Annotated in this window: 21 protein-coding genes and 3 pseudogenes; 13 read left to right on the top strand and 11 right to left on the bottom strand. The window is 68.9% G+C overall.

Translation table 11 applies throughout. The features are described from left to right. Positions 1 to 78 precede the first annotated feature (78 nt). Positions 79 to 735: a hypothetical protein gene (locus tag K6K41_RS09365; protein WP_261404810.1), complete on the top strand. Its 657-nt coding sequence runs from the start codon at positions 79 to 81 to the stop codon at positions 733 to 735. A 77-nt stretch (positions 736 to 812) separates the two neighbouring features. Here the strand turns inward: K6K41_RS09365 and K6K41_RS09360 are convergent, their stop codons facing one another. Then, on the bottom strand, positions 813 to 1196 hold the full coding sequence (locus K6K41_RS09360) for a DUF1236 domain-containing protein (RefSeq protein WP_261404809.1): 384 nt from the start codon (positions 1194 to 1196) through the stop codon (positions 813 to 815). A 222-nt stretch (positions 1197 to 1418) separates the two neighbouring features. On the opposite strand from K6K41_RS09360, the gene K6K41_RS09355 reads away from it, so the two are divergent. Continuing rightward, entirely contained in the window at positions 1419 to 1949 is a 531-nt protein-coding gene (locus tag K6K41_RS09355; protein WP_261404808.1) for a dihydrofolate reductase family protein, read from the top strand. A gap of 175 nt (positions 1950 to 2124) precedes the next feature. On the opposite strand, the gene fsa is transcribed toward K6K41_RS09355, so the two are convergent. Next, entirely contained in the window at positions 2125 to 2781 is a 657-nt protein-coding gene (fsa, locus tag K6K41_RS09350) for a fructose-6-phosphate aldolase (protein WP_261404807.1), read from the bottom strand. 96 nt (positions 2782 to 2877) lie between these two features. Beyond that, a complete protein-coding gene (locus tag K6K41_RS09345; protein WP_261404806.1) occupies positions 2878 to 3417 on the bottom strand; it encodes a hypothetical protein in 540 nt (179 codons plus the stop codon). A gap of 142 nt (positions 3418 to 3559) precedes the next feature. Between K6K41_RS09345 and K6K41_RS09340 the strand changes: the two are divergent. Next, a pseudogene (locus tag K6K41_RS09340) lies at positions 3560 to 5736 on the top strand (primosomal protein N'). Positions 5737 to 5787: 51 nt separating this feature from the next. On the opposite strand, the gene K6K41_RS09335 reads toward K6K41_RS09340, so the two are convergent. Next, entirely contained in the window at positions 5788 to 7167 is a 1380-nt protein-coding gene (locus K6K41_RS09335; RefSeq protein WP_261404805.1) for a zinc-dependent metalloprotease family protein, read from the bottom strand. A 399-nt stretch (positions 7168 to 7566) separates the two neighbouring features. Further along, positions 7567 to 8700, bottom strand: coding sequence for a M12 family metallo-peptidase (locus K6K41_RS09330; RefSeq protein WP_261404804.1), 1134 nt, complete (start codon positions 8698 to 8700; stop codon positions 7567 to 7569). 570 nt (positions 8701 to 9270) lie between these two features. Between K6K41_RS09330 and K6K41_RS09325 the strand changes: the two genes are divergently transcribed. From K6K41_RS09325 to K6K41_RS09300, 6 genes and pseudogenes are all read left to right on the top strand, one after another. Then, positions 9271 to 9801: a F0F1 ATP synthase subunit delta gene (locus K6K41_RS09325; protein ID WP_261404803.1), complete on the top strand. Its 531-nt coding sequence runs from the start codon at positions 9271 to 9273 to the stop codon at positions 9799 to 9801. After that, entirely contained in the window at positions 9801 to 11330 is a 1530-nt protein-coding gene (gene atpA / locus K6K41_RS09320; RefSeq protein WP_261404802.1) for a F0F1 ATP synthase subunit alpha, read from the top strand. Before K6K41_RS09325 ends, atpA begins: the two co-directional genes overlap by 1 nt. 35 nt (positions 11331 to 11365) lie before the next feature. Further along, positions 11366 to 12248 (top strand): annotated as a pseudogene (locus K6K41_RS09315) (F0F1 ATP synthase subunit gamma). A gap of 25 nt (positions 12249 to 12273) precedes the next feature. Further along, on the top strand, positions 12274 to 13692 hold the full coding sequence (atpD, locus tag K6K41_RS09310) for a F0F1 ATP synthase subunit beta (RefSeq protein ID WP_261404801.1): 1419 nt from the start codon (positions 12274 to 12276) through the stop codon (positions 13690 to 13692). A 68-nt stretch (positions 13693 to 13760) separates the two neighbouring features. Further along, positions 13761 to 14006: a hypothetical protein gene (locus K6K41_RS09305; RefSeq protein WP_261404800.1), complete on the top strand. Its 246-nt coding sequence runs from the start codon at positions 13761 to 13763 to the stop codon at positions 14004 to 14006. A gap of 22 nt (positions 14007 to 14028) precedes the next feature. Beyond that, entirely contained in the window at positions 14029 to 14430 is a 402-nt protein-coding gene (locus K6K41_RS09300; protein WP_261404799.1) for a F0F1 ATP synthase subunit epsilon, read from the top strand. Between the two features lie 277 nt (positions 14431 to 14707). Here K6K41_RS09300 and K6K41_RS09295 read toward each other — a convergent pair whose 3' ends face one another. Genes K6K41_RS09295 through K6K41_RS09280 form a run of 4 tightly spaced genes read right to left on the bottom strand, consistent with a single transcriptional unit; the run spans position 14708 to position 17798 of the window. Further along, positions 14708 to 14926, bottom strand: coding sequence for a hypothetical protein (locus K6K41_RS09295; RefSeq protein ID WP_261404798.1), 219 nt, complete (start codon positions 14924 to 14926; stop codon positions 14708 to 14710). 42 nt (positions 14927 to 14968) lie between these two features. Further along, positions 14969 to 15808 (bottom strand): pyridoxal phosphate-dependent decarboxylase family protein, encoded by an 840-nt coding sequence (locus K6K41_RS09290; RefSeq protein ID WP_261405687.1) that lies wholly within the window; start codon positions 15806 to 15808, stop codon positions 14969 to 14971. Between the two features lie 20 nt (positions 15809 to 15828). After that, complete coding sequence (locus K6K41_RS09285) at positions 15829 to 16458, bottom strand: hypothetical protein (protein WP_261404797.1); 630 nt, start codon at positions 16456 to 16458, stop codon at positions 15829 to 15831. Between the two features lie 8 nt (positions 16459 to 16466). Next, positions 16467 to 17798 carry a hemolysin family protein gene (locus K6K41_RS09280; RefSeq protein WP_261404796.1) on the bottom strand — a complete coding sequence of 444 codons (1332 nt, stop codon included), beginning with the start codon at positions 17796 to 17798 and terminating at the stop codon, positions 16467 to 16469. 252 nt (positions 17799 to 18050) lie between these two features. Here K6K41_RS09280 and hisE point away from each other — a divergent pair, with 252 nt between their 5' ends. After that, positions 18051 to 18422, top strand: coding sequence for a phosphoribosyl-ATP diphosphatase (hisE, locus tag K6K41_RS09275; protein ID WP_261404795.1), 372 nt, complete (start codon positions 18051 to 18053; stop codon positions 18420 to 18422). Between the two features lie 17 nt (positions 18423 to 18439). Here hisE and K6K41_RS09270 read toward each other — a convergent pair whose 3' ends face one another. Then, the gene (locus K6K41_RS09270) at positions 18440 to 19249 is read right to left on the bottom strand and encodes a HesA/MoeB/ThiF family protein (RefSeq protein ID WP_261404794.1); all 810 of its coding nucleotides are present in this window, start codon (positions 19247 to 19249) and stop codon (positions 18440 to 18442) included. Here K6K41_RS09270 and K6K41_RS09265 point away from each other — a divergent pair. The 3 genes from K6K41_RS09265 to K6K41_RS09255 all read left to right on the top strand — a co-directional run bounded on the left by K6K41_RS09265 (position 19248) and on the right by K6K41_RS09255 (position 21225). Further along, positions 19248 to 19733: a DUF7662 domain-containing protein gene (locus tag K6K41_RS09265; RefSeq protein WP_261404793.1), complete on the top strand. Its 486-nt coding sequence runs from the start codon at positions 19248 to 19250 to the stop codon at positions 19731 to 19733. The genes K6K41_RS09270 and K6K41_RS09265 overlap by 2 nt on opposite strands. After that, the gene (locus tag K6K41_RS09260) at positions 19730 to 20146 is read left to right on the top strand and encodes a type II toxin-antitoxin system VapC family toxin (RefSeq protein ID WP_261404792.1); all 417 of its coding nucleotides are present in this window, start codon (positions 19730 to 19732) and stop codon (positions 20144 to 20146) included. Before K6K41_RS09265 ends, K6K41_RS09260 begins: the two co-directional genes overlap by 4 nt. Before the next feature lie 71 nt (positions 20147 to 20217). Next, the gene (locus K6K41_RS09255) at positions 20218 to 21225 is read left to right on the top strand and encodes a TraB/GumN family protein (RefSeq protein ID WP_261404791.1); all 1008 of its coding nucleotides are present in this window, start codon (positions 20218 to 20220) and stop codon (positions 21223 to 21225) included. A 997-nt stretch (positions 21226 to 22222) separates the two neighbouring features. On the opposite strand, the pseudogene K6K41_RS09250 reads toward K6K41_RS09255, so the two are convergent. Continuing rightward, positions 22223 to 23714: pseudogene (locus K6K41_RS09250) on the bottom strand (carboxypeptidase M32). Between the last annotated feature and the right edge of the window lie 21 nt (positions 23715 to 23735).

Here is a 23735-nt window from a genome sequence, read left to right as displayed (position 1 = left end):
CTGGTGGCGGATGACATCTTGAGGTGGAACTCTCGGACCGAAATGGGCCGATGACCGGCGCCGCGGAGATCTCGAGACATGACCTGCCGCATCGTCGCCGTCGCCGTCGGGCTCTTATGTCTCGTCAGTCAAAGCCACGCCGCCCCGGACGAAGCAGCCGTGGTTGAAATCCGAGGCTCGGAAGCGGCCGCCGACAAGGCGGGGCAGGCGAAACCCTTCATCAAGGCGTTGAAGCCGTGCGGCTCGGCGGCGGATCTCTACATTTGCGCCAATGTCACCGCATCCGGAGACGCCACGACGCTCCTCCCTGCGAAATCGGTGAAATATCCCGGCAAGGGGGTCGCCACGGTGACGTGGCAGGGAAGCGTCTTCTGCGACATGCGCGGAGTTCTAAGCTCGTCGCCACTCGCAGAAACGTTCATCGACTACGAGTATTACGCTCATCTCGCCCTGACGACCGGAGCGACCACGTTTTCGGTCAACGAGCCGGGCAGCGCCTCGGTCGGCGAGAGATTTCATCTCTCGCTGTTCGCAAACGAGCCGCCGCCAGGGATGGTCCTCAACCGGACGTCTTCGACGCCCGTCACTCTGGTCAAGACTTACGAGATCAAAAAAGCGACGGAAGTCGCCCACCGTGTCGTCGCGATCCGCGACTGGCGAAAATTCGACGACGACGCCAACAATTTCTGCAATATCAACGGCGGCGCCATGTCCGTCACCTTCGTGCCGTACTGACGCCTGCAGCGGTTCCTCAACAAAAAACCCCTCGCGCAAGCAAGGGGTTTTTCCAATCGTTTGAAGATCCGTCAGCGTTACTGAACGACTTCGACGACCTTGCGCTTGGGGCTCACGATGTAGCGCTTCTCGTTGACGATCGTGTAGCTGTAGTCGCTGTCGGGAACCGCGTAGACCTCGACGCCTTCCGGCACGTCCGAGCCGACCGCGAGGTCGCCCTCGTAGCGGATCGAGGGCCGCTGCTCCTGCACCACATAGGTGCGGACTTCCTTCGGCGGAGCCACCGCCGTGCCGATCACCGCGCCGGCGACGCCGCCGACCGCGGCCCCGATCGGACCTCCCACCACGGCTCCCGTCACGGCGCCGCCGGCGGCGCCCGTCACGGTTCCTTCCTGAGCGATGGCCATCGCCGGCGCCGAAACGCCGAGCGCGACCGCAAGCGCAATAGAGCTGACCCGCATCGTCTCTGTTCTCCTGTGCCGCCCGCGGACAAACGCCGGTCGGGACCAAGAGTTCCCAAGACGATCGCCCGCGCGACGTCGCGGCGGAAATCGAAGTGGTCTTCGGACGCGCGCCGCTGCACTGAAGAAACCGCTCTTGCGCTCGCGGCCGCAGTCGAGCCGACCCGTGGCGAGCAGGCCCGCTTGCGCGTAGCCTCTCGACTCTCAAGGGGAACGGCCCGCATGGCGAAACTTGTCTATGCTTTGAACCAGTCGCTCGACGGCTATGTGGACCACGACGCGTTTGCGCCCGATGCCGAGCTGTTTCGCCACTTCATCGAGGACGTCGGGAGCGTTGCGGGCAGCCTCTATGGCCGGCGCATGTACGAGGTGATGCGCTACTGGGACGAGGAGCGCGCCGAATGGGGCGAGGCGGAGCGGAAGTACGCGGCGGCCTGGCGGGCGCAGCCGAAATGGGTCGTGTCGAGGTCGCTCGCCTCGGTCGGCCCGAACGCGACGCTGCTCGAGGGCGACCTCGAGGCTGCGGCGCGGGCGCTGAAGGCCAGGATCGACGGGGTGATCGAGGTGTCCGGGCCGGAGCTCGCCGCGAGCCTCGCCGATCTCGGCCTCGTGGACGAGTACCGGCTCTACGTCCACCCCGTCGTGCTGGGGAGCGGAAAGCCCTACTTCGCCGGCCCGCGGCCGAGGCTGCGCCTCGTCGCGCATGAGCGCGTCGGCGGAGAGGCTATCCGGCTGACCTACGTTCCGGCGTGAGGGGGCGGCCCGTCGTCAACCCACCGCCGTGATGACCGGCGGCGGCCGGGCATCCACGACTTACTGGGATCGTCGAGCGCTACGCCGAAGTCGTGCATACCCCCGCGAAGGCGCGGGTATGGCGCGGTGGAGAGGGCCGTGCTCAAACAAAGTCGCGCGGAGCGCGGCCCCAAAATCACTCGATGGTCTGGCCGGTCTTGGCCCAGTCGGCGACGAACTGCTCGAGGCCCTTGTCGGTCAGCGGGTGCTTCACCAGGCCCTTGAGCGTCGCGGGCGGCACGGTCGAGACGTCGGCGCCGGCCTTCGCGGCGTCCTTGACGTGGTTCACGGTGCGGATCGAGGCCGCCAGGATCTCGGTCGCGAAGTCCGGATAGTTATCGTAGATCGTGCGGATGTCCTGGATGAGCTCCATGCCGTCGACCCCGGCGTCGTCGAGGCGGCCGATGAAGGGCGACACGAAGGTCGCGCCGGCCTTGGCGGCGAGCAGCGCCTGAGGGGCCGAGAAGCAGAGCGTGACGTTGACCATCGTGCCGTCGTCGGTCAGCGCCTTGCAGGCCTTCAGCCCGTCCCAGGTGAGCGGCACCTTGACCGTGACGTTGTCGGCGATCTTCCGCAGGATTTCGGCCTGCTTCATCATGCCTTCGTAGTCGGTCGCCGCGACCTCGGCCGAGACCGGGCCTTCGACCACCTCGCAGATCTCCTTGATGATCTCCTTGAAGGGCCGGTTGGCCTTCAGCACCAGCGAGGGATTGGTGGTGACGCCGTCGAGGACGCCGAGCGCGGCGAGCTCCCGGATTTCCTTGACGTCGGCGGTGTCGACGAAAAACTTCATGGCGAAAGGGCCTCGTGTGAAACTTTCGATGGGGTCTCGCGCCACCAAGTGGCGCAGCGACCCGGCGGCCGCAAGGCGAAAGCGGCTCGTTTGAGCCTATTTCCAGCCGCCTTCGGGCCGGGCGCAGCCATAGGGCGGGATCATGCGCTCGAAACGCAGCTTGAGCTGCGCGCAGCCCCACTCGTTGACGGGGCCGGGCGCCCGCGAGTTCAGCTCGATGCCGATCTCGTCATAGGGGCTCTTCGTGTTGGTGACATAGGCCCACCATTTGTAGCCGAGGAACCCGACGCCGCCGATCAGCAGCGCGAGGCCGACCGAGACGCCCATTTGAAGCGGCGTCTGCTGCGGCGGCCTGGGACGTTCGGCCTCGGGCATGGCGGCGATGCGCTTCTCGCGGGCCGCGCCGATGCGCTCGATGATCAGGAGCGCGAGGCCAAGCCCCATCGCGCCGCCGCCGAGTTGGCCGAGCAGCGGCAAAATCTCTGGCTTGAAGCGGGCTCCGGGCAGCAGCGGCGTGACGAAATTCGCGCCGTCGCGCGCCCATGTCGAGATCCAGGACATGAAGCCGAGGCCCACGAGGCCGAAGAACAGGCAGATCCCGATCAGGGTCCTGAGCGACGCGAGTCGGCTTTTCATGGAGGCGTCTCCGCGGGATGCGCAATCGGGCAGGCGGTCGCCAAGTAGCACCGCGCGGGCGGCGCCGTCTCGCGGCGGCTTGACGCCCGCACATCGATGCGCCGATCACCCTGCGCTCTCGCCTGCGCGAAAGGCCGATCCGATTCCAAGCTCCGCCCCACGGTCCGTCGAAGTGCTGCTGCCGGTCGGGCTCGACCGGGCGCTCTCCTATGCGGTGCCGGACGGCCTCGAGCTTCAGCCCGGCGACGTCGTGGTCGCGCCGCTCGGAAACCGCTCCGAGGTCGGGGTCGTGTGGGACGGCGCGTCCGAAGTTTCCGCCGACATCCGGCTGAAGGCGCTCAAGGGACGGGTCGAGGTCGCGCCGCTGCCCGAGGCCATGCGCCGCTTCATCGACTGGGTGGCGGACTACACGCTCGCCCCGAAGGGCCAGGTGCTGCGCATGGCTCCGGGGCCTTGCGGCCGAAGACGGGCCGCGCGAGCCGAAGATGGGCGTGCGCGCCACCGGCTCCGCGCCGTCCCGCCCGACGGCGGCGCGCGAAAAGGCGCTCGCCGCCGCAGGCGGCGGGGAGGTCTTCGCAAAACCCCGCCTCGCCGAGGCCGCGGGCGTCTCGTCCTCGGTGATCGACGGGCTGGTGGCGGACGGCGCGCGAGCTTGCGCCTTTGCCGCCGCCCCCGCGGCCGGCCGCGCCCGATCCGTTCCGGCCGGGGCCGGCGCTGTCGCCCCATCAGGCCCACGCCGCCGAGGCGCTGCGCCGGGCGGTGGCGGACGGCCAGTTCCGGGCGGTGCTGCTCGACGGCGTCACCGGCTCGGGCAAGACCGAGGTCTATTGCGAGGCGGTGGCGGAGGCGCTGAGGCGCGGCCGCCAGGCGCTGGTGCTCGCGCCCGAGATCGCGCTCACCGTCCCGTTCCTCGACCGTTTCGCCAAGCGCTTCGGCGCGCGGCCCGCGGTCTGGCACGCGAGCGTCGGCGAGAAAGGCCGCGAGGCGGTGCGCCGCGGCGTCGCCGACGGCTCGGTCAAGGCCGTGGTGGCGGCGCGCTCGGGGCTGTTCCTGCCCTTCAAGGATCTCGGCGTCATCGTCGTCGACGAGGAGCACGACGGCGCCTACAAGCAGGAGGACGGCGTCTCCTACAACGCCCGCGACATGGCGGTGGTGCGCGGCCGGATCGAGCGCGCGGCCGTCATCCTTGCATCCGCCACGCCCTCGCTCGAGACCCGTCTCAACGCCGAGCGTGGCCGCTACGCCCGTCTCGTCTTGCCAGCGCGCTTCTCGGGGAGGGCGCTTCCCGAGATCGCCGCGATCGACATGCGCAAGGCCGGGCCGGAGCGGGGGCAATGGCTCGCGCCGCGGCTGGTTTCGGCGATGGCCGAGACCTTCGCCGCAGGCGAGCAGACGCTGCTGTTCCTCAATCGCCGGGGCTATGCGCCGCTGACGCTCTGCCGGCGCTGCGGGCATCGCATGAAATGCCCGAACTGCGCCGCCTGGCTCGTCGAGCACCGGTTCCGCGGCTGCCTCGTCTGCCATCATTGCGGCCATTCGGGCCCGACGCCGAGAAACTGCCCGGCCTGCGCGGCCGAGGACGCGCTGGTGGCGCTCGGCCCCGGAGTGGAGCGCATCCGCGACGAGGCGGCGGCGCGGTTTCCGCAGGCGCGCGTCTCGATCCTGTCGAGCGACCTGATGGGCGGCGGCGAAAAGCTCGCGGCCGAGCTCGACGCCATCGAGCGGGGCGAGGTCGACATCGTGATCGGCACGCAGATGGCGACCAAGGGCCACCATTTTCCGAAGCTCACGCTGGTCGGGGCGGTCGATTCCGACTTCGCGCTCGGGGCCGCCGATCCGCGCGCGGCCGAGCGGACGTTCCAGACGCTCCAGCAGGTGACGGGCCGCGCCGGCCGCGCCGAACGGCCGGGCAGGGCGCTGCTGCAGAGCTTCGCGCCCGACCACCCGGCGATCCGCGCGCTGGTGTCGAACGACCGGGAAGGGTTTTACGCCGTCGAGACCGCGGCGCGCGAGGCCGCGCTGATGCCGCCCTTCGGCCGGCTCGCGGCGGTCATCGTCTCCGCGCCGACCCGTGAGGGCGCCGAGGGCCACGCCCGGGCGCTCGCGCGCGCCGCGCCGAAGACCGATGAGGTGAGGGTGCTGGGGCCGGCCGAAGCCCCGCTCGCCATGGTGCGGGGCCGGCACCGGATGCGCCTGCTGGCGCAGGCGCCGCGCGGGATCGACCTCTCGGCCTTCATGCGCGACTGGATGGCGGCCGCGCCGCCGCCCCGCAACGGGGCGCGGGTCGCCGTGGACGTCGACCCGCAGAGCTTCGTCTGAGGCCGCCGCGCCTCTCAGGCGCGACGGCTGAGACCGGAGAGCGGGCCGAGCTTATTCGTCCGCCGCCGAAGCGGACGCCGTCTTCGAGGTCTTTTTGAGCTTCTTCTTGGCGCCGAGCGTGCCGCCGCGCGGGCGCACGTCCTGTGCGATCCAGCGGATCTCGTCGAGCCACCGCGCGGCGTCGGCCGCGCCCGGGCGGCCGGCCGGAACGCCGAACTTGCGGCCGTTCACCCAGAGCCTGGGCGAGGAGAACACCCGCTTGTACTCGCAGGCGACGCCGGCGTCCCAGCACTGGTTCTCGTAGGCCATCAGGTCCATGGCGCGGGCCGGCAGGCTGACATAGCCGAAATTGTACTGCCAGCTCGGGAACTCGGCGCCGTTCTCGTCCTTGGTGACGTAGCGGTCGTGGCGCAGGCCCATATTGTGCCCGACCTCGTGGGCGACCGTGTCGGCGTCGACGCAGGCGCCGCGCGAGACCTGGGCGAAGGTCCAGTCGCCGGCGCCTTCGGCCTGGGTGATGACCCAGGCGACGCCGCAATAGCCGCCGCCCTCGCGCAGCAGCACCACGAAGTCGGCGCCGACCTCGTCGCGCACCCGCCGGGCGTCGGCGAAGGAGGCGGAGTCCGCGCCGTTGCCGGTGATGTCGTAGAGCGGGGCGTTGTAGTCCTCGCGCGCGTCCTCGTCGTAATCGCCGGCCTGCGTCGTCTTGACGAGGCGCATGGTCATGCGCACGCCGCTCGCCCGGTAGGCCTCGTTGGTGATCGCGACCGCGAGGTCGATCTCGGCGCCGATGTCGGCGGAAGCCGCCGCCGCCTTGGCGGTGTAGACGAACATCACGTCGACCTTGGCGACGGTCCAGTCGTAGGGCACGTCCTTCTTGGACTTCTTGCCCTTCTTCGCCTTGTCGAGCGACACGCCGCCCGAGAGCGGCGCGACGATCTCGGGCCCGGCGGACGGGGTCTTGGAGCGGTCGGCTTCCGAGACCGAGTGGAGGACGCCGCCGAGCGGGCGGATCGCGTAGATCCGGCCCTTGTAGCGGACGCGGCCCGTGACCTTGCCCTTCGAGACGACGAGCGTCGCGTCGCCCTCGTCGCCGTCCTTGCCGACCTTTGCGTTGATCACCGAACCGCCGTTCGCGGCCGGCTCGACGTCCGACACCTTGAAGTCGGCCGACACGCCCGGGAACAGGCCGATGGTCAGCGTGCTCGCGACCTTGCCTTCGGCGACCGCGTCGGCGTTGACCGCGACGGCGCGGATGCGCGACACGCCCGCCGGAACGACCGTGGATTTGGGACGGGCGGCGGCCGCGGCGGCGAAATCGGCCTCTTTCGGCGTCGCGAACAGGTCGGCGCCGAAGGCGGCCGGGGCCCAAAGCGCGGCGAGCGCCGCCAGGGTCAGGCGGCGGGCGCCGCGAGACGACAGGATCGACATCGTTAACATCTCCCGGATCGGCGCTGGCGCCAAAGTCGCCGGAAGTCGTTAGCACGCTTGGGCTTTTGCGGAATGACAAGCGCGCGAGAGTGCTTAACCGTTAGGGTTAACGAAGCGCGCCGCGCAGGCTTTTTCTGATGGGGCGAGCGGGCTCGCGGTTCGCGATCGCCTGCCTGGCCGCCGGGGGACCGTTCCGACGCGGCGCTCCGAACGCGCGCTGTAATCGATCGTCGTCTTGGGCGAAGCCCCGAAAGACGGCCAAAGCCGCCGCTGACGCAGCCCGCCGGCGCGCGCGGCGACGGCCCGCCGGCCGCGCCGACTTCACAAGTGGGTGAGGCGCCGGTGCCCTGCTCGAGTCGGGAACGACGGCCCTCAGCGGGAAACGGCGAGCCGGGCGGTTCAGCGATAGGCCGCGATACCCTTCCGGGTCTCGTTCAGGCGGCGGGCGTTGTCGGCGGCGCCGGGCTTGCCCTGCTTGATCCCGAACTTCTTGCCCGCGACCTTCTTGTCGGGATCCGAGAAGGAGTTGACACGCTCGCAGTAGAGGCCCGCATCCGTGCACTCGTTCGAGTAGGCCATGATGCTGCGCTTCTGCTTGGCGAGGTTGGAGTAACCGAAGTTGTATTCGGTGTCCGGCGCCGGCTCCGAAACGTAGCGGTCGTGCCGCAGGCCCATATTGTGGCCGAGCTCGTGGGTCACGGTGTAGCCGGTGATGCAGCCGCGGGCGGTGGTGGAGTAGCCGTAACCCGCCGTCGAGGCGCTAGGCTCGTCGATGTACCAGGCGATGCCGCAATATTGCGTCCCCTCCTGGATCACCGCGACGAGATCCGCCTTCAGCTGGTTGCGCAGCTGATTGACGGGCTGGAACGGCGCCGTGTCGTTGGTGACGTCGTAGAGCACTTGCGCGAAGCCGCCGGTCAGCTCGTCGTAGCCGCTGACCCGCGTGGTCCCGACGAGCTTCAGCTTGATGCCGACGCCGCCCGCCTTGTAGGCCTCGTTGGCGAGGCTGACCGCGAGGTTGATATCCGAGACGATGTTGCTCGAGGCGGCCGCGGCCCGGTCGGTGTAGGCCATCAGCAGCGTGATCTTCACGTCGCCCTTGGCCTGAGGCTCGATTCCGGACTTCTTGGCGGGCTTCGCCCCGACGCCGCCCGGCGCGGGCGTGAGCGGCCCCTCGGGCGGAAGCTTGGCGCCGGAGATCTCCGCGACCTTGTGGGCCGCGCCCTTCACCTGCTCGATCCTGAACGTCTTGGTTCCGAGCCGCACCACCCCGACCACGCCGCCGTCGGCGAGCACGAGGGTCGCGGCGTCTGCTCCCGACGTGCCCGTCCACACCGTCCCGCCGCCGACCGCAGGCTCCGTTCCGGATGGCGCGAAGGTCGCCTCGGCGCCGGGGAAGAGCCTGATGCGCACCGGCTTGCCCGAGCTCAGCGCGTTGGGGTCGAGCGAGACGAGCGCCTCGCGCGTCGCGCCCGGGACGGGCCGGGCGTCGGCGATCGCCTGATGGGGCGCGATCGGAGCCAGCAGGTCCACGGCCTGGGCCTGGGCCTGGGCCTGGGCCTGCGCCGCGCAGGGCGCGGCCGCAGAAGATCGCCGCCGCGACCGCGACCTCGCGAATCCGACCAAACATTCGCTTTTCCCCGAAAACTCTCGATTCAACCCGCGGTAGGCTCTGCGATTTCCGGAGTCCGGGCAATCGGATTGCGTCGTTTCAGGCCCAACCTCGTGTTACTACTTACCGAACGCCGGAACGGCGGCGGCGGGACCGCGCGCCGCCCCAGGCCCCCCGCGCGCACGGGTCGCATCGCCCGATCGCCATGGCCCTTCGTCCGAGGAAGCCGAAAGGCCGGGGGCGCGATCACGCAACGCATTGATTAATTTCAAGCTTTTCGGTCTTCGTCACAGCTACGCCATGATGTTGCGCGCCGCTTCTCAGCATGATAGTGACCGCTGCGCTTGCGGGGAGAACCCCGCGGCGGGGGCGCGCGCCGCTTCCAAAATCAACGGGTTCGGGAGGTTCGGAGCTGTCGCTCCGGTTTCAGCCCCAGGCTCCAACCAGCGAGAGACGCTCGGGTGGCAGGTAAAGACACCATCGTGTCCGGAATGGCGGGTCGCTACGCGTCCGCGCTTTTCGATCTGGCCAAGGAACAGAGCGCGCTCGACGCGGTCTCCAAAGATCTCGACGTCGTGACGGCGGCCCTCGCCGAGAGCGAGGATCTGCGCCGCCTCATCAAGAGCCCGGTGTTCTCCGCCGAGGAGCAGGCCCGCGCCATGGGCGCGGTGCTGGACAAGCTCGGCGTCTCGGGCCTCACCGCCAATTTCGTGAAGCTGGTGGCCTCCAACCGCCGCCTCTTCGCGCTCGAGAGCATGATCCGCGGCTTCCGCGCGCTCGCCGCCGCCGACCGCGGCGCGACCACCGCCGAAGTGACGGTCGCCGAAGAGCTCTCCTCCCAGCGTCGCGACGAACTTGCGTCCGCGCTGAAGGAGATCACCGGCAAGACGGTCGACTTCGACGTGAAGGTCGATCCCAAGATTCTCGGCGGGCTCATCGTGCGGCTCGGCAGCCGCATGGTCGACGCCTCGCTCAAGACCAAGCTCAATTCGATCAAACTCGCTATGAAAGAGGTCGGCTGATGGACATTCGCGCCGCCGAGATCACCTCGATCCTCAAGGATCAGATCAAGAACTTCGGCCAGGAGGCTGAGGTCTCCGAGGTCGGTCAGGTGCTGTCGATCGGCGACGGCATCGCGCGCGTCTACGGCCTCGACAACGTCCAGTACGGCGAGATGGTCGAGTTCAAGGACGGCATCCGCGGGATGGCGCTCAACCTCGAGACCGACAATGTCGGCGTCGTGGTGTTCGGCTCCGACCGCGGCGTGTCGGAAGGCGACACCGTCAAGCGCACCGGCTCGATCGTGGACGTTCCCGTCGGCCGCGGCCTTCTCGGCCGCGTGGTCGACGCGCTCGGCAACCCGATCGACGGCAAGGGCCCGATCGAGGCGACCGAGCGTCGCCGCGTCGACGTGAAGGCGCCGGGCATCATCCCGCGCAAGTCCGTCCACGAGCCGATGCAGACGGGCATCAAGTCGATCGACGCGCTGATCCCGATCGGCCGCGGCCAGCGCGAGCTGATCATCGGCGACCGCCAGACCGGCAAGACCACGATCGCGCTCGACACCATCCTCAACCAGAAGTCGATCAACGCGGGCGACGACGAGAGCGCCAAGCTCTATTGCGTCTACGTCGCGGTCGGCCAGAAGCGCTCCACCGTCGCGCAGTTCGTGAAGGTGCTGGAAGAGAACGGCGCGCTCGAATATTCGATCATCATCGCGGCGACGGCGTCCGACCCCGCCCCGATGCAGTTCCTGGCGCCCTTCTCCGGCTGCGCCATGGGCGAGTACTTCCGCGACAACGGCATGCACGCGCTGATGGTCTATGACGACCTGTCCAAGCAGGCGGTGGCCTATCGCCAGATGTCGCTGCTGCTGCGCCGTCCGCCCGGCCGCGAGGCCTATCCGGGCGACGTGTTCTATCTCCACTCGCGTCTGCTGGAGCGCGCCGCCAAGCTCAACGACGAGCAGGGCGCCGGTTCGCTGACCGCGCTTCCGGTCATCGAGACGCAGGCCAACGACGTGTCGGCCTACATCCCGACCAACGTGATCTCGATCACCGACGGCCAGATCTTCCTCGAATCCGACCTGTTCTACCAGGGCGTCCGTCCGGCGGTGAACGTCGGCCTCTCGGTGTCGCGCGTCGGCTCCTCGGCCCAGATCAAGGCCATGAAGCAGGTGGCCGGCAAGATTAAGGGCGAGCTCGCGCAGTACCGCGAGATGGCGGCCTTCGCCCAGTTCGGCTCCGACCTCGACGCCTCGACCCAGCGCCTGCTGAACCGCGGCGCGCGCCTCACCGAGCTCCTTAAGCAGCCGGCCTTCTCGCCGCTGCGCGTCGAGGAGCAGGTCGTGGTGATCTACGCCGGCACCAACGGCTACCTGGACAAGCTGCCCGTCAACAAGGTCCGCAAGTACGAGGCCGAGCTCCTCGAGCACCTGAACTCGAGCGAGAAGGATCTGCTTGAGACCATCCGCAAGGACAAGGCGCTCAAGGACGAGACCATCGCGAAGGTGAAGTCGGTTCTCGACACCTTCTCGAAGTCGTTCGACTGAGCCTTTAGCCACTCAAGCGGAGTTCGAGCGCGCGCATGGCGAGCCTAAAGGACCTCAGGAACCGTATCGCCTCGGTCAAGGCGACGCAGAAGATCACCAAGGCCATGCAGATGGTGGCCGCGGCGAAGCTGCGCCGCGCCGAGACCGCCCGCGGCCGCGCGTCCCTACGCCGAGCGCATGGAGCGGGTGCTCTCGAACCTCGCGGCCGGCATGAAGGGCTCGCCGCTCGCGCCGAGGCTGATGGCCGGCACGGGCGACGACAAGCGCCACCTGCTCGTCGTCGTCACCGCCGACCGCGGCCTCTGCGGCGGCTTCAACTCCTCGATCTCGCGTCTGGCGCGCGATCACGCCCGCCGGCTTCTGGCGGAAGGCAAGCAGGTCGAGTTCCTGTGCGTCGGCCGCAAGGGCGCGGACATCCTGAAGCGCCAGTTCCCGGGCAAGATCGACGACGTCATCTCGCTGCGCGAGGTGAAGAGCGTCGGCTTCGACACCGCCACGATGATCGGCGAGCGCGTCCTCTCGATGTTCGAAGAGGACAAGTTCGACGTCGCGACGCTGTTCTATTCGAAGTTCAAGTCGGTGGTCAGCCAGATCCCGACCGCCCAGCAGATCGTCCCGGCGGAGCTTCCCGAAGAGGACGAGACCACGGACCTCCTGAAGGGCGCGGTCTACGAATACGAGCCGTCCGAAGAGGAGATCCTGGAGGAGCTGCTGCCGCGCAACGTCGCGATCCAGATCCTCAAGGCGCTGCTCGAGAACGCCGCTTCGGAGCAGGGCGCGCGCATGTCCGCGATGGACAACGCGACCCGCAACGCCGGCGACATGATCAAGCGGCTTTCGCTCGAATATAACCGAACCCGCCAGGCGCAGATCACCAAGGAGCTGATCGAGATCATCTCCGGCGCCGAGGCGCTCTGACGTCATTCCGACGAGGACCAACCCAATGACCGCACATGTCGGCCGCATCACCCAGGTCATCGGCGCCGTCGTCGACGTCCAGTTCGACGGCCATCTGCCCGAGATCCTGAACGCGCTCGAGACCAACAACAACAACTCGCGCCTGGTGCTGGAAGTCGCCCAGCACCTCGGCGAGTCGACGGTCCGCGCGATCGCGATGGACTCCACCGAAGGCCTCACCCGCGGCCAGCAGGTCTCCGACACCGGCGAACCGATCCTGGTTCCGGTCGGCGACGCCACGCTCGGGCGCATCCTGAACGTCATCGGCGAGCCGATCGACGAAGGTCAGCCGGTCCAGGGCGAGGGCAAGCGCCCGATCCACGCCCCGGCCCCGTCCTACGCCGAGCAGGCCACCGAGACCGAGATCCTCGTCACCGGCATCAAGGTCGTCGACCTGCTCGCGCCTTACGCCAAGGGCGGCAAGGTCGGCCTGTTCGGCGGCGCGGGCGTCGGCAAGACGGTGCTCATCCAGGAGCTCATCAACAACGTCGCGAAGGCCCATGGCGGCTATTCGGTGTTCGCCGGCGTCGGCGAGCGCACCCGCGAGGGCAACGACCTCTATCACGAGTTCATCGAGTCCGGCGTCAACCAGAAGGGCGGCGGCGAAGGCTCCAAATGCGCCCTCGTGTTCGGCCAGATGAACGAGCCCCCCGGGGCCCGCGCCCGCGTTGCGCTGACCGGCCTCACCATCGCCGAGCACTTCCGCGACAAGGGCCAGGACGTGCTGTTCTTCGTCGACAACATCTTCCGCTTCACCCAGGCGGGTTCGGAAGTGTCGGCGCTGCTCGGCCGCATCCCGTCGGCGGTGGGCTATCAGCCGACGCTCGCGACCGACATGGGCGCGCTGCAGGAGCGCATCACCACCACCAACAAAGGCTCGATCACGTCCGTGCAGGCGATCTACGTGCCGGCCGACGACCTGACCGACCCGGCCCCGGCCGCCTCCTTCGCCCATCTTGACGCCACGACCGTGCTCAACCGCTCGATCGCGGAAAAGGGCATCTACCCGGCGGTCGACCCGCTCGACTCGACCTCGCGCATTCTCTCCGCCGCGATCATCGGCGAGGAGCACTACGCGACCGCCCGCCGCGTGCAGGAGACGCTGCAGCGCTACAAGTCGCTGCAGGACATCATCGCGATCCTGGGCATGGACGAGCTTTCCGAAGAGGACAAGCTGACGGTGTCGCGCGCCCGCAAGGTCGAGCGCTTCCTCAGCCAGCCGTTCCACGTCGCCGAAATCTTCACCGGCTCGCCGGGCAAGTTCGTCGACCTCGCCGACACCATCAAGGGCTTCAAGGAGCTGGTGGAAGGCAAGCACGACGCGCTTCCGGAGGCCGCCTTCTACATGGTCGGCACCATCGAAGAGGCGATCGAGAAGGGCAAGAAGCTCGCCGAAGGCGCCTGAGCTTCTTGACTGGTCACGCGGGCCGCGAGCCGTCGCGGTCCGCCCGAAATGGCATGGCGTGAGGTCCGATGAACGCGAAGATCCTTCTCCTCGTCATCGGGCTCGTGGTCGGCGGCCTCGCCGGCTGGCTGACCCGGCCGCAGGCCGCGGAGGTCAATGTGCTCGGCCTCAAGGTCGAGGTGCAGGGCGACCAGGCGGCGGGGGCGAGCGGCGGTTCGCTCACCACCGGCCAGACCCAGCATGTCGCGATCTTCGCGGCGGTCGGCGCGCTTCTCGGCTTCGGGATCGGCTTCGTGGCCGACCGGCGCCGGTAACGGTTTAGGAAACGAAGAGACGATGGACAGCTTCCAGTTCGAGCTCGTGTCGCCTGAAAAGCTGCTGATCTCCGAAGAGGTCCAGCACGTGGTCGTGCCGGGCGTCGAGGGCGAATTCGGCGTGCTGGCCCATCACGCGCCGCTGCTCTCGGTGCTGCGCCCGGGCGTCGTCCAGGTGTTCAAGGCCGAGGGCGGCGAGCCCGAGCGCCTGTTCGTCAAGGGCGGCTTCGCCGACGTCAACCCGAAGGGCCTGACCATCCTCGCCGACGAGGCGATGCCGATGTCCGAGTTCGACGTCGCCAAGCTCGACGCCGCGATCAAGGACGCCGAAGAGGATCTGGCCGACGCCGAGGGCGAAGAGTCCAAGCGCCGCGCCCGCGAGAAGGTCGACCAGCTCAAGGAATTCCGCGCGGTCGTCGCGTAATCGAGACGCTGACGCCTTCTTGATCCTCCTCCGCAAAGCGGAGGAGGGGGACCATCGCGAACGCGATGGTTGAGGAGGCGCGGCGCAGACGTTCACCAGCGAGAAGCCGCAGCGCCGGCCCCCTCCACCGCCTTCGGCGGTCCCCCTCCCCCGCTGCGCAGGGGAGGATCCGAAAAGCGCTCAGCTTCAGCACGAGACGCATCGGTTCTGTGTCCCGGCTCAAGGTCGGACACGGGGCGGGCATATCCAGCGCAACTGCGTAGCGTCGTCGGCGTCCCTATCGCTTCGCCACGAAGATTCCGCCGTCGTCCTCGATGGTGACGCTGTGCTCGGTGCCGAGATAGGCGAGGGCGTCTCCCAGAACGTCTGACGTCGGCTGAAGGGGTCCAAGCACCCAGTTGAGCTCCGCGACAGTCGCGTAGCCGCGCCCGCGCACTCTGAACGCCAGGCGTCTCAGCTTCTCACGCAGTTCGGGCGACAGCGCGGGATAGTCCATGGCGCCAAACTATGGCGAGGCCGCCGCGCCGCAAGCGGCTGTTTAGCCGGACGCCGCGATCTCCTGCGCCACTCCGTCGAGCCTCTCCAGCGTCGCCTTGAGATCATCCTCGCTCGTCGCGGGGTTGATCGTGCACATGCGGATCGTCAGCCGGCCGTCGAGCCGCGTGGTGCCGACGACCGCGAACCCTTCGTCCATCAGCCGCCGCGCCGCGGAAGCGTTCACCGCGTCGGCGGCTTCAGGCGCAAGCCCCTCGGGCGCGTAACGGAAGGCGGTGATCGCCATCTGGGCGGGCGAAACCAAGCGCCAGCCGTCCATGGCCCGAACCAGCCGCTCGGCCGTCTCCGCCAGCGCGAAGCCGTGCGCGATCGCGGCGCCGAGCCCCTCCCGCCCCATCGCCTGAAATGTGAGCCACAGGCGAACCGCGCGCGCCGGGCGGGTGAGCTCGGGGCCGAGGTCCCAATAATTCGGCTCGGCCCCTTCGGCCGCGCCGTCGCGCAGATAGTCGGAGGCGAGCGCGAAACTCGGCGCGAGCACGGCCGCGTCCCGCACCAGCGTCATGCCGCAGCCATAGGTCTGGAACAGCCATTTGTGCGCGTCCCAGGCGATGCTGTCGGCGCGCTCGATCCCGGCCAGCAGTCCGCGATGGGCGGGCGACAACAGCGCCGAGGCCCCGAAGGCGCCGTCGACATGCATCCAGAGCGCCTCGCGCGCGCAGAGAGCTGCGATCTCCGCAAGGGGATCGATCGCCCCGGTGTTGGTCGTGCCGGCGCTTGCGACCACCGCGAAGGGTTTTTGGCCGGCGGCGCGGTCGTCCGCGACGGCCCCGGCAAGAGCCGCGACGTCGAGGCGCCGCCCGGCGTCGGTCGGAACGACCCGAATCTGCCGCGATAGAAAGCCGGCTATCCGAAGCGACTTCGCGACCGACGAATGGGTTCGGAGGTGACGTAGGCCACGGCGCGGCCGCGCTCTTCGTCCGTGAGCCGGCTGTCGCGCGCGGCGACGAGCGCGGTGAGGTTCGCCATGGAGCCGCCCGAGACGAACAGGCCGCCGGAGGCGTCCGGAAAGCCCGCCGCGTCGCAGAGCAGCCGGATCAGTCCGCGCTCGATCGCGGTCGCGCCCTCGCTCTGCAGCGCCGAGCCGAGATGCGGATTGTGGATCTGCGCCGCAAGCTCGCCGAGCCAGGAGACCGGCGAGGCCGGCGCCGGGATGAAGGCGAAGAAGCGCCGGTGGCCGGTGTCCATGCCATAGGGCAGGGCGCCTGCGAGCAGCGCGTCGAGCGCTTCGCCGAGCGGGCGGCCTCGGTCGGGAAGGGCGGGGCCGAGGTCGAGCGTTTCGGCGCGCGAGAAGGCGGGGGCGTCGGGGCCGCGCGCCGCATGGCCGAGCGCGTGGGAGGTCAGGCGCGCCAAGGCCGCGGCGAGATCGCCATCGTCGGTGGGAGCCGCCGATCCGACCCCCTCTCCCGTGCGGGGAGGGGCAGGGGGCGGCGAGGCCGAGCCTTTCTCGAACGGCGTCCCCGAACCGTCGCCCATCGCCCTGATCAGGCGTCCGCGTCGGCCTTCGGCGCGGTCGCCTCGGTTCCGCGCTGGCGGAACATCAGCTTGTCGACGCGCGGGCCGTCCATGTCGATCACCTCGACGATCCAGCCGCCGACGTCGAGCGTGTCGCCCTCGTTCGGGATGCGGCCGAGCGAGGCGATCACGAGGCCGGCTGCGGTGTGGAATTCGCCCTGCGCGGACTGCGGGATGTTGAACGCGAAGGCCTCGGTGACGGTGTCGAGCGCGGCGCGGCCGTCCACCATGTAGGAGCCGTCCTCGCGGCGGCGGATGTCCTGGTCCTCGGCGGTCTCGTGCTCCTCGGGAAGGACGCCGGCGATCGCGCCCAGCACGTCGTGCGAGGTGACGATGCCCTCGAACCCGCCGAACTCGTCGACCACGAAGGCGGTCGATGACGGCTGCGACTTGAACAGCTCGAGCAGCGACAGCGCCGAGGCGCCTTCGGGCACGTAGAGCGGGTCCTTGACCTGGCTGGCGAGCTCGAAGTCCTGGCCCGCGAGCAGCTTCGCCAGCACGTCCTTCTTGTGCAGGATGCCGACCGGATCGTCGACCGAGCCGTTCTTGCCGACGACGATGCGCGAGAACGGGCTTTCGGCGAGCTCCGTCTTGATCGTTTCGAGATCGTCGGAGGTGTCGATCCAGAACACCTCGCGGCGCGGCGTCATGATGGAGCGCACCGGCCGGTCCGCGAGGCCCAGCACGCCCTCGATCATGCGCTTCTCCACCGGCTCGATCGATCCGGCGGCGACGCCCTCGGCGATGACCGAGCGCACCTCTTCTTCCGTGACGTTGGAGCCGTCCTGCTCCTTCACGCCGAGGAGCCGGAGCATCACGGCGGTCGAGGCGTTCAGCACGATCACCATCGGGGTGCCGATCAGCGCCACGATGCGCAAGGGGCCGGACACGAATGCGGCGATCGGCTCGGGGTTCGAGAGCGCCACGCGCTTGGGCACGAGCTCGCCGAGGATCAGCGACATGTAGCCGATGCCGAACACCACGACCGCGCTCGCCACCGGGCCGGCGTAGCCGCCGAGGCTCGTGGTCTCGCGCAGGAATTCGGCGAAGGGATCGGCGAGCGAGGATTCGCCGACGACGCCGGTCAGGATCGCGATGAGCGTGATGCCGATCTGGACCGAGGACAGGAAGCTCGACGGATCGTCGGCGAGCTTGATGGCGCGGGCCGCGCCAGGGTCGCCCGCGTCCGCCATCATCTTGAGGCGGGGTCTGCGGGCCGAGACGATCGCGAGCTCCGACAGCGCGAAGAAACCGTTCAGGACCACGAGGCCCAGGAGAACGGCGATGTCGACGATCGGCATGAATGGTCCGCGAAGGGGTCGGGGGCTGGGGCCCGCGGGAAGCGATCACTATAGCGCCTTGATCGCGCAGCGTCATCGCCGCGTCCGCGGCGTTGGCGCGCGGGCGAATTGCGGACAAGGGAACGAAATACCTTTAAATTCTGTTGGTATACGGTGGACTGCGTATGCCGCGGACGCCGCCGTCCGCTTATGTTGTTGATTCGTAAATCCGACTGTCATGAACCGGACAGATCGCAGGGCTAGTCTCACCCGATGGTTGATTCGATCGATCGTCTTTATCGCGCCGTGTGCGAGGCCGCCGAGGAGCGGCCCGCTCTGTCGCGGACGGCCCGGTTGAGGCGCGAGGGCGTCAACAAGATGGCGAAGAAGGTGGCCGAAGAGGCCGCCGAGGTCGCGATCGAGGCGGTGACCGGCGCGCGCGAGGCGCTGATCCGCGAAAGCGCCGACCTGATCTACAATCTCGTCGTTCTGTGGTCGGCCTCCGACGTGAGGCCGGAGGACGTCTACGCCGAGATGGACAGGCGCGAGCGGCTCTACGGCATCGCGCAGAAGCTTCCCAAGACGGCGTCCGCGCAGTTCGAGGAGCCGGCCGCTTCTCCGACCCCCGAGACCGTGTCGCGCTGACTGCGACGGCTGGCCGCTTAGGACTTCGCGTGCGCCGATAGGTCGGTGATGGTCGGCGCGGCTCCCGTGACCGGGTTCTCCGGGTCCCACTCATAGGTCAGCGTCTCGAAGCGCATGTCGAGCGCGTCGACCACGAGCAGGCGGCCGACCAGACCCTGCCCGAAGCCGACGATCTCGCGCACGACCTCGATCGCCATCATCGAACCCATCATGCCGGCGAGCGCGCCGAGGACGCCTGCCTCAGCGCAGGACGGCACGGTCCCGGGCGGCGGCGGCTCCGGGAAGAGGCAGCGCCAGGTCGGGTTGGGCGTCCCGTCGGGGCGGGCTTCGTGCGCGCGGATGGTGGTCAGCGTCGCGTCGAAGGTTCCGAGCGAGGCGGTGACGAGCGGGCGCCTGGCCAGCACGCAGGCGTCGGCGACGAGATAGCGGGTCGCGAAGGAATCCGAGCCGTCGGCCACGATGTCGTAGGACGAGATCAGGTCCATGGCGTTCGAGGCGTCGAGCCGCGTGTCGTGGGCCTCCACCGCCACATGCGGGTTGACCCTCGCGAGCGCCGAGACCGCCGAGGCGGTCTTCTTGACGCCGACGTCGTCCGTCGCGTGCAGCACCTGGCGCTGCAGGTTGGAGAGCGAGACGACGTCGTCGTCCACGATGCCGATCGTCCCGACGCCCGCGGCCGCGAGGTAGAGCGCGAGCGGCGAGCCGAGCCCTCCGGCCCCGACGACGAGCACGCGGGCCTTCGCAAGCCGCTGCTGGCCCGGCCCCCCGATCTCCCGCAGGACGATGTGCCGGGCGTAGCGTTCGACTTCTTCGGATGAGAGCGCCATGGCCGCAGCCATACGACGCCCATGCGGCGCTGGCAAAGCCTTGTGTTTGACACTGAACTTACACAGTGTTTATATCGTGTGTTCTTTGGTGGAGGGCGCGATGTCGAAGTATGATCCCCTTGGCTCGTTTCTCCGGATGCAGCCGGCGTCCCATGTGCCGATGACATTCTCGGACATCGAGCAGATCATCGGCTTTTCTCTGCCGGCGGTGGCCAAAAGCGCCCGCGCTTGGTGGAGCAACAATCCGTCGAACAATGTCATGACGAAGGTTTGGACCGCCGCGGGGTTTCGCTCCGAGCAGGTGGACATGGCGGGCGAAAAGCTCGTTTTCCGGCGGCAGATCAGCGATGCGCCCACCCCGCCCTCTCCGGCGGCCGGTCGGCCGCATCCGCTTTTCGGCTGCCTGAAGGGAACAACGACGGTCGCCGCCGGCGTCGACGTCGCCACGCCCGCTGACGCCGACTGGGGCCAAGCCGCGCAGTGAGCCAGCCCATCCTGCTCGACACCTGCGCGGTCATCTGGATCGCGGAGGACGCCGCCATCGCCAAGACAGCGCGCGCTGAGCTCGATGCGGCGCTTGACGACGGCGTTCCCGTCATGGTGTCGGCGATGACGGCGTGGGAGATCGGACTGCTGGCCGCTCGTGGCCGGCTGATCCTGTCTCTTACGCCCGAGCGTTGGTTTTCCAGATTTGTTTCCTCGCCGGGGGTCGAGTTGGCGCCGCTGTCCGCCAACGTGCTGATCGCGTCGTCCTACCTCCCCGGCGATCCTCCGTCCGATCCCGCCGATCGCATCATCGCGGCGACCGCCCGCGATCTCGGCGCGCGGCTGATGACTCGCGACAGGCTGCTGCTCTCCTACGGCGAATTAGGACATCTCGCGACGATCGCGTGTTGAGCTTCGGCTTAACGGTTTGGTCTGGGCGCGGGGGCCATCATCGGGACGGATCTCATCAGGAGCGGCCTCCCATGATACGCCCCGCTGTGCGCCTTGCGACTTTGGCCTTCGCGCTGCTGGCGACGCCCGCCTTCGCGCAGTCGCCTTCGCCGACATGCCAGGGGCAGGATCTCGTCGCCAAGGCGAAGGCCGAGCGCCCGGAGGCCTACGCCGCCTTCGAGGAGGCGGCGAAGAAGATCCCGAACGCCGAGGGGCTGCTCTGGCGGATCGAGGGCAAGGACGGGGCGAAGCCCTCCTTCCTCTTCGGCACCATGCACACGACCGAGGACGATCTCGTGGCGCTGAGTGATCCGCTGCGCGCCGCGATGAAGGAGGTCGGCTCGGTCGCGGTGGAGCTCGCCGACGCGCAAGGCTCGGCCGCGCAGGCCGCGATGATCGCCTTCGTCACCAAGAAGGGCGTCGACTTTTCCGGCAAGGGCCTCGAGGGGCTCGACGACGCCCAGGTCGCCGAGATCAAGCGACGGCTCGAGCAGGCCGGCATGCCGTCCTCGATCGCGCCGATGCTGAAACCCTGGTTCCTGGCCATGACGCTGCAGGTCTCGTCCTGCGAGCTCAAGAAGATGAACGACGGCAAGCCGACGATCGACGCCGTGGTCGAGAAGGAGGCCAAGGCGGCGGGGCTGAAGGTCGTCGGGCTGGAGACCGTGTCGGAGCAGCTCGAGGCCGTTTCGGCCGTGTCGGAGGAGAGCGCCAAGCGCATGATCCGCGACGCCGTCGCCAACGTTTCGGCGGGCGACGACCTCCAGACCACGACGCTCGCGCTCTACCGCGCCCGCCATGTCGGCTGGTATTTCGAGATGAAGCGCGACACCTTCGGGGTGGCGTTTGACGTCTCGGCGCACGCCGATTTCCTCGAGGACATCGTCGACCGCCGCAACCGGCTGATGCTGGAGCGGAGCCGTCCGCTGGTCGACGCCGGCCCGACGCTGATCGCCGTCGGCGCGCTGCACCTGCCGGGCAAGAACGGGCTCGTCGAGCTGTTCCGCGGGGCGGGCTACACGGTCACGAAGGTGTGGTGAGCGCTGCGTCCTTGTCCCGGACTTGATCCGGGACCCAGAACCGACGCCGCTGTTCAAGCGATCTCCGAACCGCGCCGCCTTCTTCGGGAACCCAGGTCGGTTCTGGATCCCGGGTCAGGCCCGGGATGACGCCGATCCCGCGCCGCCTTCGTCGGAGCCCGCATCGGTTCTGGGTCCCGGATCAAGTCCGGGACAAGAGGGGGCGGCGGCCGGAAGACGCGCCGAACCCTCACGCCCCGAGACGCCGCCCGTCCAGAAGGCGCCCTGAACGCCCGGCGCAGCCGGTGGAGGTGTTGCGAGCAGCCTCGTCGTCATGGGTCCGGCTTGACCGGACCATCATCCGCCGTCGGCGTCGAGCGCCGCGCCCGAAGCATGTGCTGCGGAACCGCGACCGTCCTTGTCCCGGACTTGATCCGGGACCCAGAACCGACGCCGCTGTTCAAGCGATCTCCGAACCGAGCCGCCTTCCTCGGGACCCAGGTCGGTTCTGGATCCCGGGTCAGGCCCGGGATGACGCCGATCCCGCGCCGTCTTCGTCGGGAACCCGCATCGGTTCTGGGTCCCGGGTCAGGCCCGGGACAAGAGGGGGCGGCGGCCGCGAGACGCGCCGCCTCACGCCCCGAGACGCCGCCCGTTCAGAAGGCGCGCTGAACGCCTAGCGCACTCAATGGAGGCGTTGCGAGCAGCCTCGTCGTCATGGTCCAGTTTGACCGGACCATCATCCGCCGTCGACCTCGAGCGCGGCGCCCGAAGCATGTCCTGCGGAAACGCGACCGTCCTTGTCCCGGACTTGATCCGGGACCCAGAACCGACGCCGCTGTTCAAGCGATCTCCGAACCGCGCCGCCTTCTCCGGGAACCCATGTCGGTTCTGGATCCCGGGTCAGGCCCGGGATGACGCCGATCCCGCGCCGTCTTCGTCGGGGACCCACATCGGTTCTGGGTCCCGGATCAAGTCCGGGACAAGAGGGGCGGCGGCCGCGAGACGCGCCGAACCCTCACGCCCCGAGATACCGGCGCTTCAGATGCGCCTTGAACACGCCGGCGTCGAGCGGCCTTCCGGTCGCGCGGGTCAGCAGCTCGTCGGTCTCGTAGAGCGAGCCCTGCCCGTGGACGTTCGCGCGCAGCCACGCGACGAGCGGCGAGAAGTCTCCGCGGCCGATCGCCGGCAGGATGTCGGGATCGGCCTTCGTGGCTGCGTCGAACAGCTGCGCGGCCGTCATGGCGCCGAGCGTATAGGTCGGGAAATAGCCCCAGCCGCCGCTCGGCCAGTGGATGTCCTGCAGGCAGCCGAGGCGGTCGTTCGGCGGCGTGACGCCCAGGAGCTCCTTCATGCCGTCGTTCCAGGCCCCCGGAAGGTCGGCGAGCGCGAGGTCGCCGGCGATCATCGCGCGTTCGAGCCGGTAGCGCAGGATGACGTGGGCCGGATAGGTGACCTCGTCGGCGTCGACCCGGATGAAGCCGCGCTCGACCCGGGTGTAGCGCCGCCACAGCGCGTCGCTCGTCCACGCCGGCCCCTCTCCGCCGAACGCCTCCTTCATGATCGGGCCGGCGAAGGCGATGAACTCCTTGGAGCGGCAGGCCTGCATCTCGATCAGCAGCGACTGGCTCTCATGCACGCTCATGCCACGGGCGTGGCCGACCGGCTGGTTCATGTAGCCGGCGGGGCGGCCCTGCTCGTAGAGCGCATGGCCGGTCTCGTGCAGCACGCCCATGAGCGAGGAGGTGAAGTCGGCCTCGTCGTAGCGCGTGGTGATGCGCACGTCGTTGTCGGCGCCGCCGCAGAACGGATGGGTGGAGACGTCGAGGCGGCCGCGCTCGAAATCGTAGCCGAGCGCCGCCATGAAGCGCAGGCCGAGCGAGCGCTGCGTCTCGACGGCGAACGGTCCTTCGAGCGCGGGATCTGCGGGGCGCTTGCCTTGCGCGGCCAGCGCCTCCTCGAGGAAGCCCGGCAGGAAGCCCGCGAGATCGTCGAACAGCACGTCGATCTTTTCGGCGCGGCCGCCGGGCTCGTAGTCGTTCAGCAGCGCGTCGTAGGCGCCGAGGCCGAGCTTCTGGCCCTTGGCCGCGCCGACCTCGCGCTGGAGGCGCAGCACTTCGGCGAGGAACGGCAGCAGGCCGACGAAGTCCGACTCCTGCCGCGCCGTGCGCCAGCGCATCTCGCAGGCCGAGACCGCCTTGCTCGACGCCGCGACGAGCTCCGGCGGCAGCGCGGTCTCGACCGTCCAGAGCCGACGGATCTCGCGGATGTTGGCGCGCTCCCAGTCGCCGAGCCCGTCTTCGGCCTCAGCCCGCCAGCAGCATCTCGCCGAGGCGCGCGTCGGTCGCCATCTCGTGCTGGAGCACCGCGAGCACCGCCATGCTCTCCGCGCGCGTGTCCGCCGCGCCCTTGGGCATCATGGCGGCGTTGTCCCAGTGCAGGATCCCCATCGCGTTCGAAAGCGCGGAGATCTTGCCGTAATGGGCCGCGAGGTCGGAATAGGCGGTCATGGGGGCGATCCGGTTCGGGAG

Source organism: Chenggangzhangella methanolivorans, assembly GCF_019797865.1.
Classification (GTDB): domain Bacteria; phylum Pseudomonadota; class Alphaproteobacteria; order Rhizobiales; family Methylopilaceae; genus Methylopila; species Methylopila methanolivorans.
This window is presented reverse-complemented; position numbering and strand designations above follow the sequence as displayed.

Coding starts and splice junctions, on each gene's coding strand:
- K6K41_RS09300 (WP_261404799.1), top strand. CDS start 14,029: ATGGACAGCTTCCAGTTCGAGCTCGTGTCGCCTGAAAAGCTGCTGATC.
- K6K41_RS09305 (WP_261404800.1), top strand. CDS start 13,761: ATGAACGCGAAGATCCTTCTCCTCGTCATCGGGCTCGTGGTCGGCGGC.
- K6K41_RS09325 (WP_261404803.1), top strand. CDS start 9,271: ATGGCGGGTCGCTACGCGTCCGCGCTTTTCGATCTGGCCAAGGAACAG.
- K6K41_RS09360 (WP_261404809.1), bottom strand. CDS start 1,196: ATGCGGGTCAGCTCTATTGCGCTTGCGGTCGCGCTCGGCGTTTCGGCG.
- K6K41_RS09365 (WP_261404810.1), top strand. CDS start 79: ATGACCTGCCGCATCGTCGCCGTCGCCGTCGGGCTCTTATGTCTCGTC.
- atpD (WP_261404801.1), top strand. CDS start 12,274: ATGACCGCACATGTCGGCCGCATCACCCAGGTCATCGGCGCCGTCGTC.
- K6K41_RS09355 (WP_261404808.1), top strand. CDS start 1,419: ATGGCGAAACTTGTCTATGCTTTGAACCAGTCGCTCGACGGCTATGTG.
- atpA (WP_261404802.1), top strand. CDS start 9,801: ATGGACATTCGCGCCGCCGAGATCACCTCGATCCTCAAGGATCAGATC.
- K6K41_RS09270 (WP_261404794.1), bottom strand. CDS start 19,249: ATGGCGCTCTCATCCGAAGAAGTCGAACGCTACGCCCGGCACATCGTC.
- K6K41_RS09335 (WP_261404805.1), bottom strand. CDS start 7,167: ATGTCGATCCTGTCGTCTCGCGGCGCCCGCCGCCTGACCCTGGCGGCG.
- K6K41_RS09345 (WP_261404806.1), bottom strand. CDS start 3,417: ATGAAAAGCCGACTCGCGTCGCTCAGGACCCTGATCGGGATCTGCCTG.
- fsa (WP_261404807.1), bottom strand. CDS start 2,781: ATGAAGTTTTTCGTCGACACCGCCGACGTCAAGGAAATCCGGGAGCTC.
- K6K41_RS09285 (WP_261404797.1), bottom strand. CDS start 16,458: ATGGGCGACGGTTCGGGGACGCCGTTCGAGAAAGGCTCGGCCTCGCCG.
- K6K41_RS09255 (WP_261404791.1), top strand. CDS start 20,218: ATGATACGCCCCGCTGTGCGCCTTGCGACTTTGGCCTTCGCGCTGCTG.
- hisE (WP_261404795.1), top strand. CDS start 18,051: ATGGTTGATTCGATCGATCGTCTTTATCGCGCCGTGTGCGAGGCCGCC.
- K6K41_RS09265 (WP_261404793.1), top strand. CDS start 19,248: ATGGCCGCAGCCATACGACGCCCATGCGGCGCTGGCAAAGCCTTGTGT.
- K6K41_RS09280 (WP_261404796.1), bottom strand. CDS start 17,798: ATGCCGATCGTCGACATCGCCGTTCTCCTGGGCCTCGTGGTCCTGAAC.
- K6K41_RS09295 (WP_261404798.1), bottom strand. CDS start 14,926: ATGGACTATCCCGCGCTGTCGCCCGAACTGCGTGAGAAGCTGAGACGC.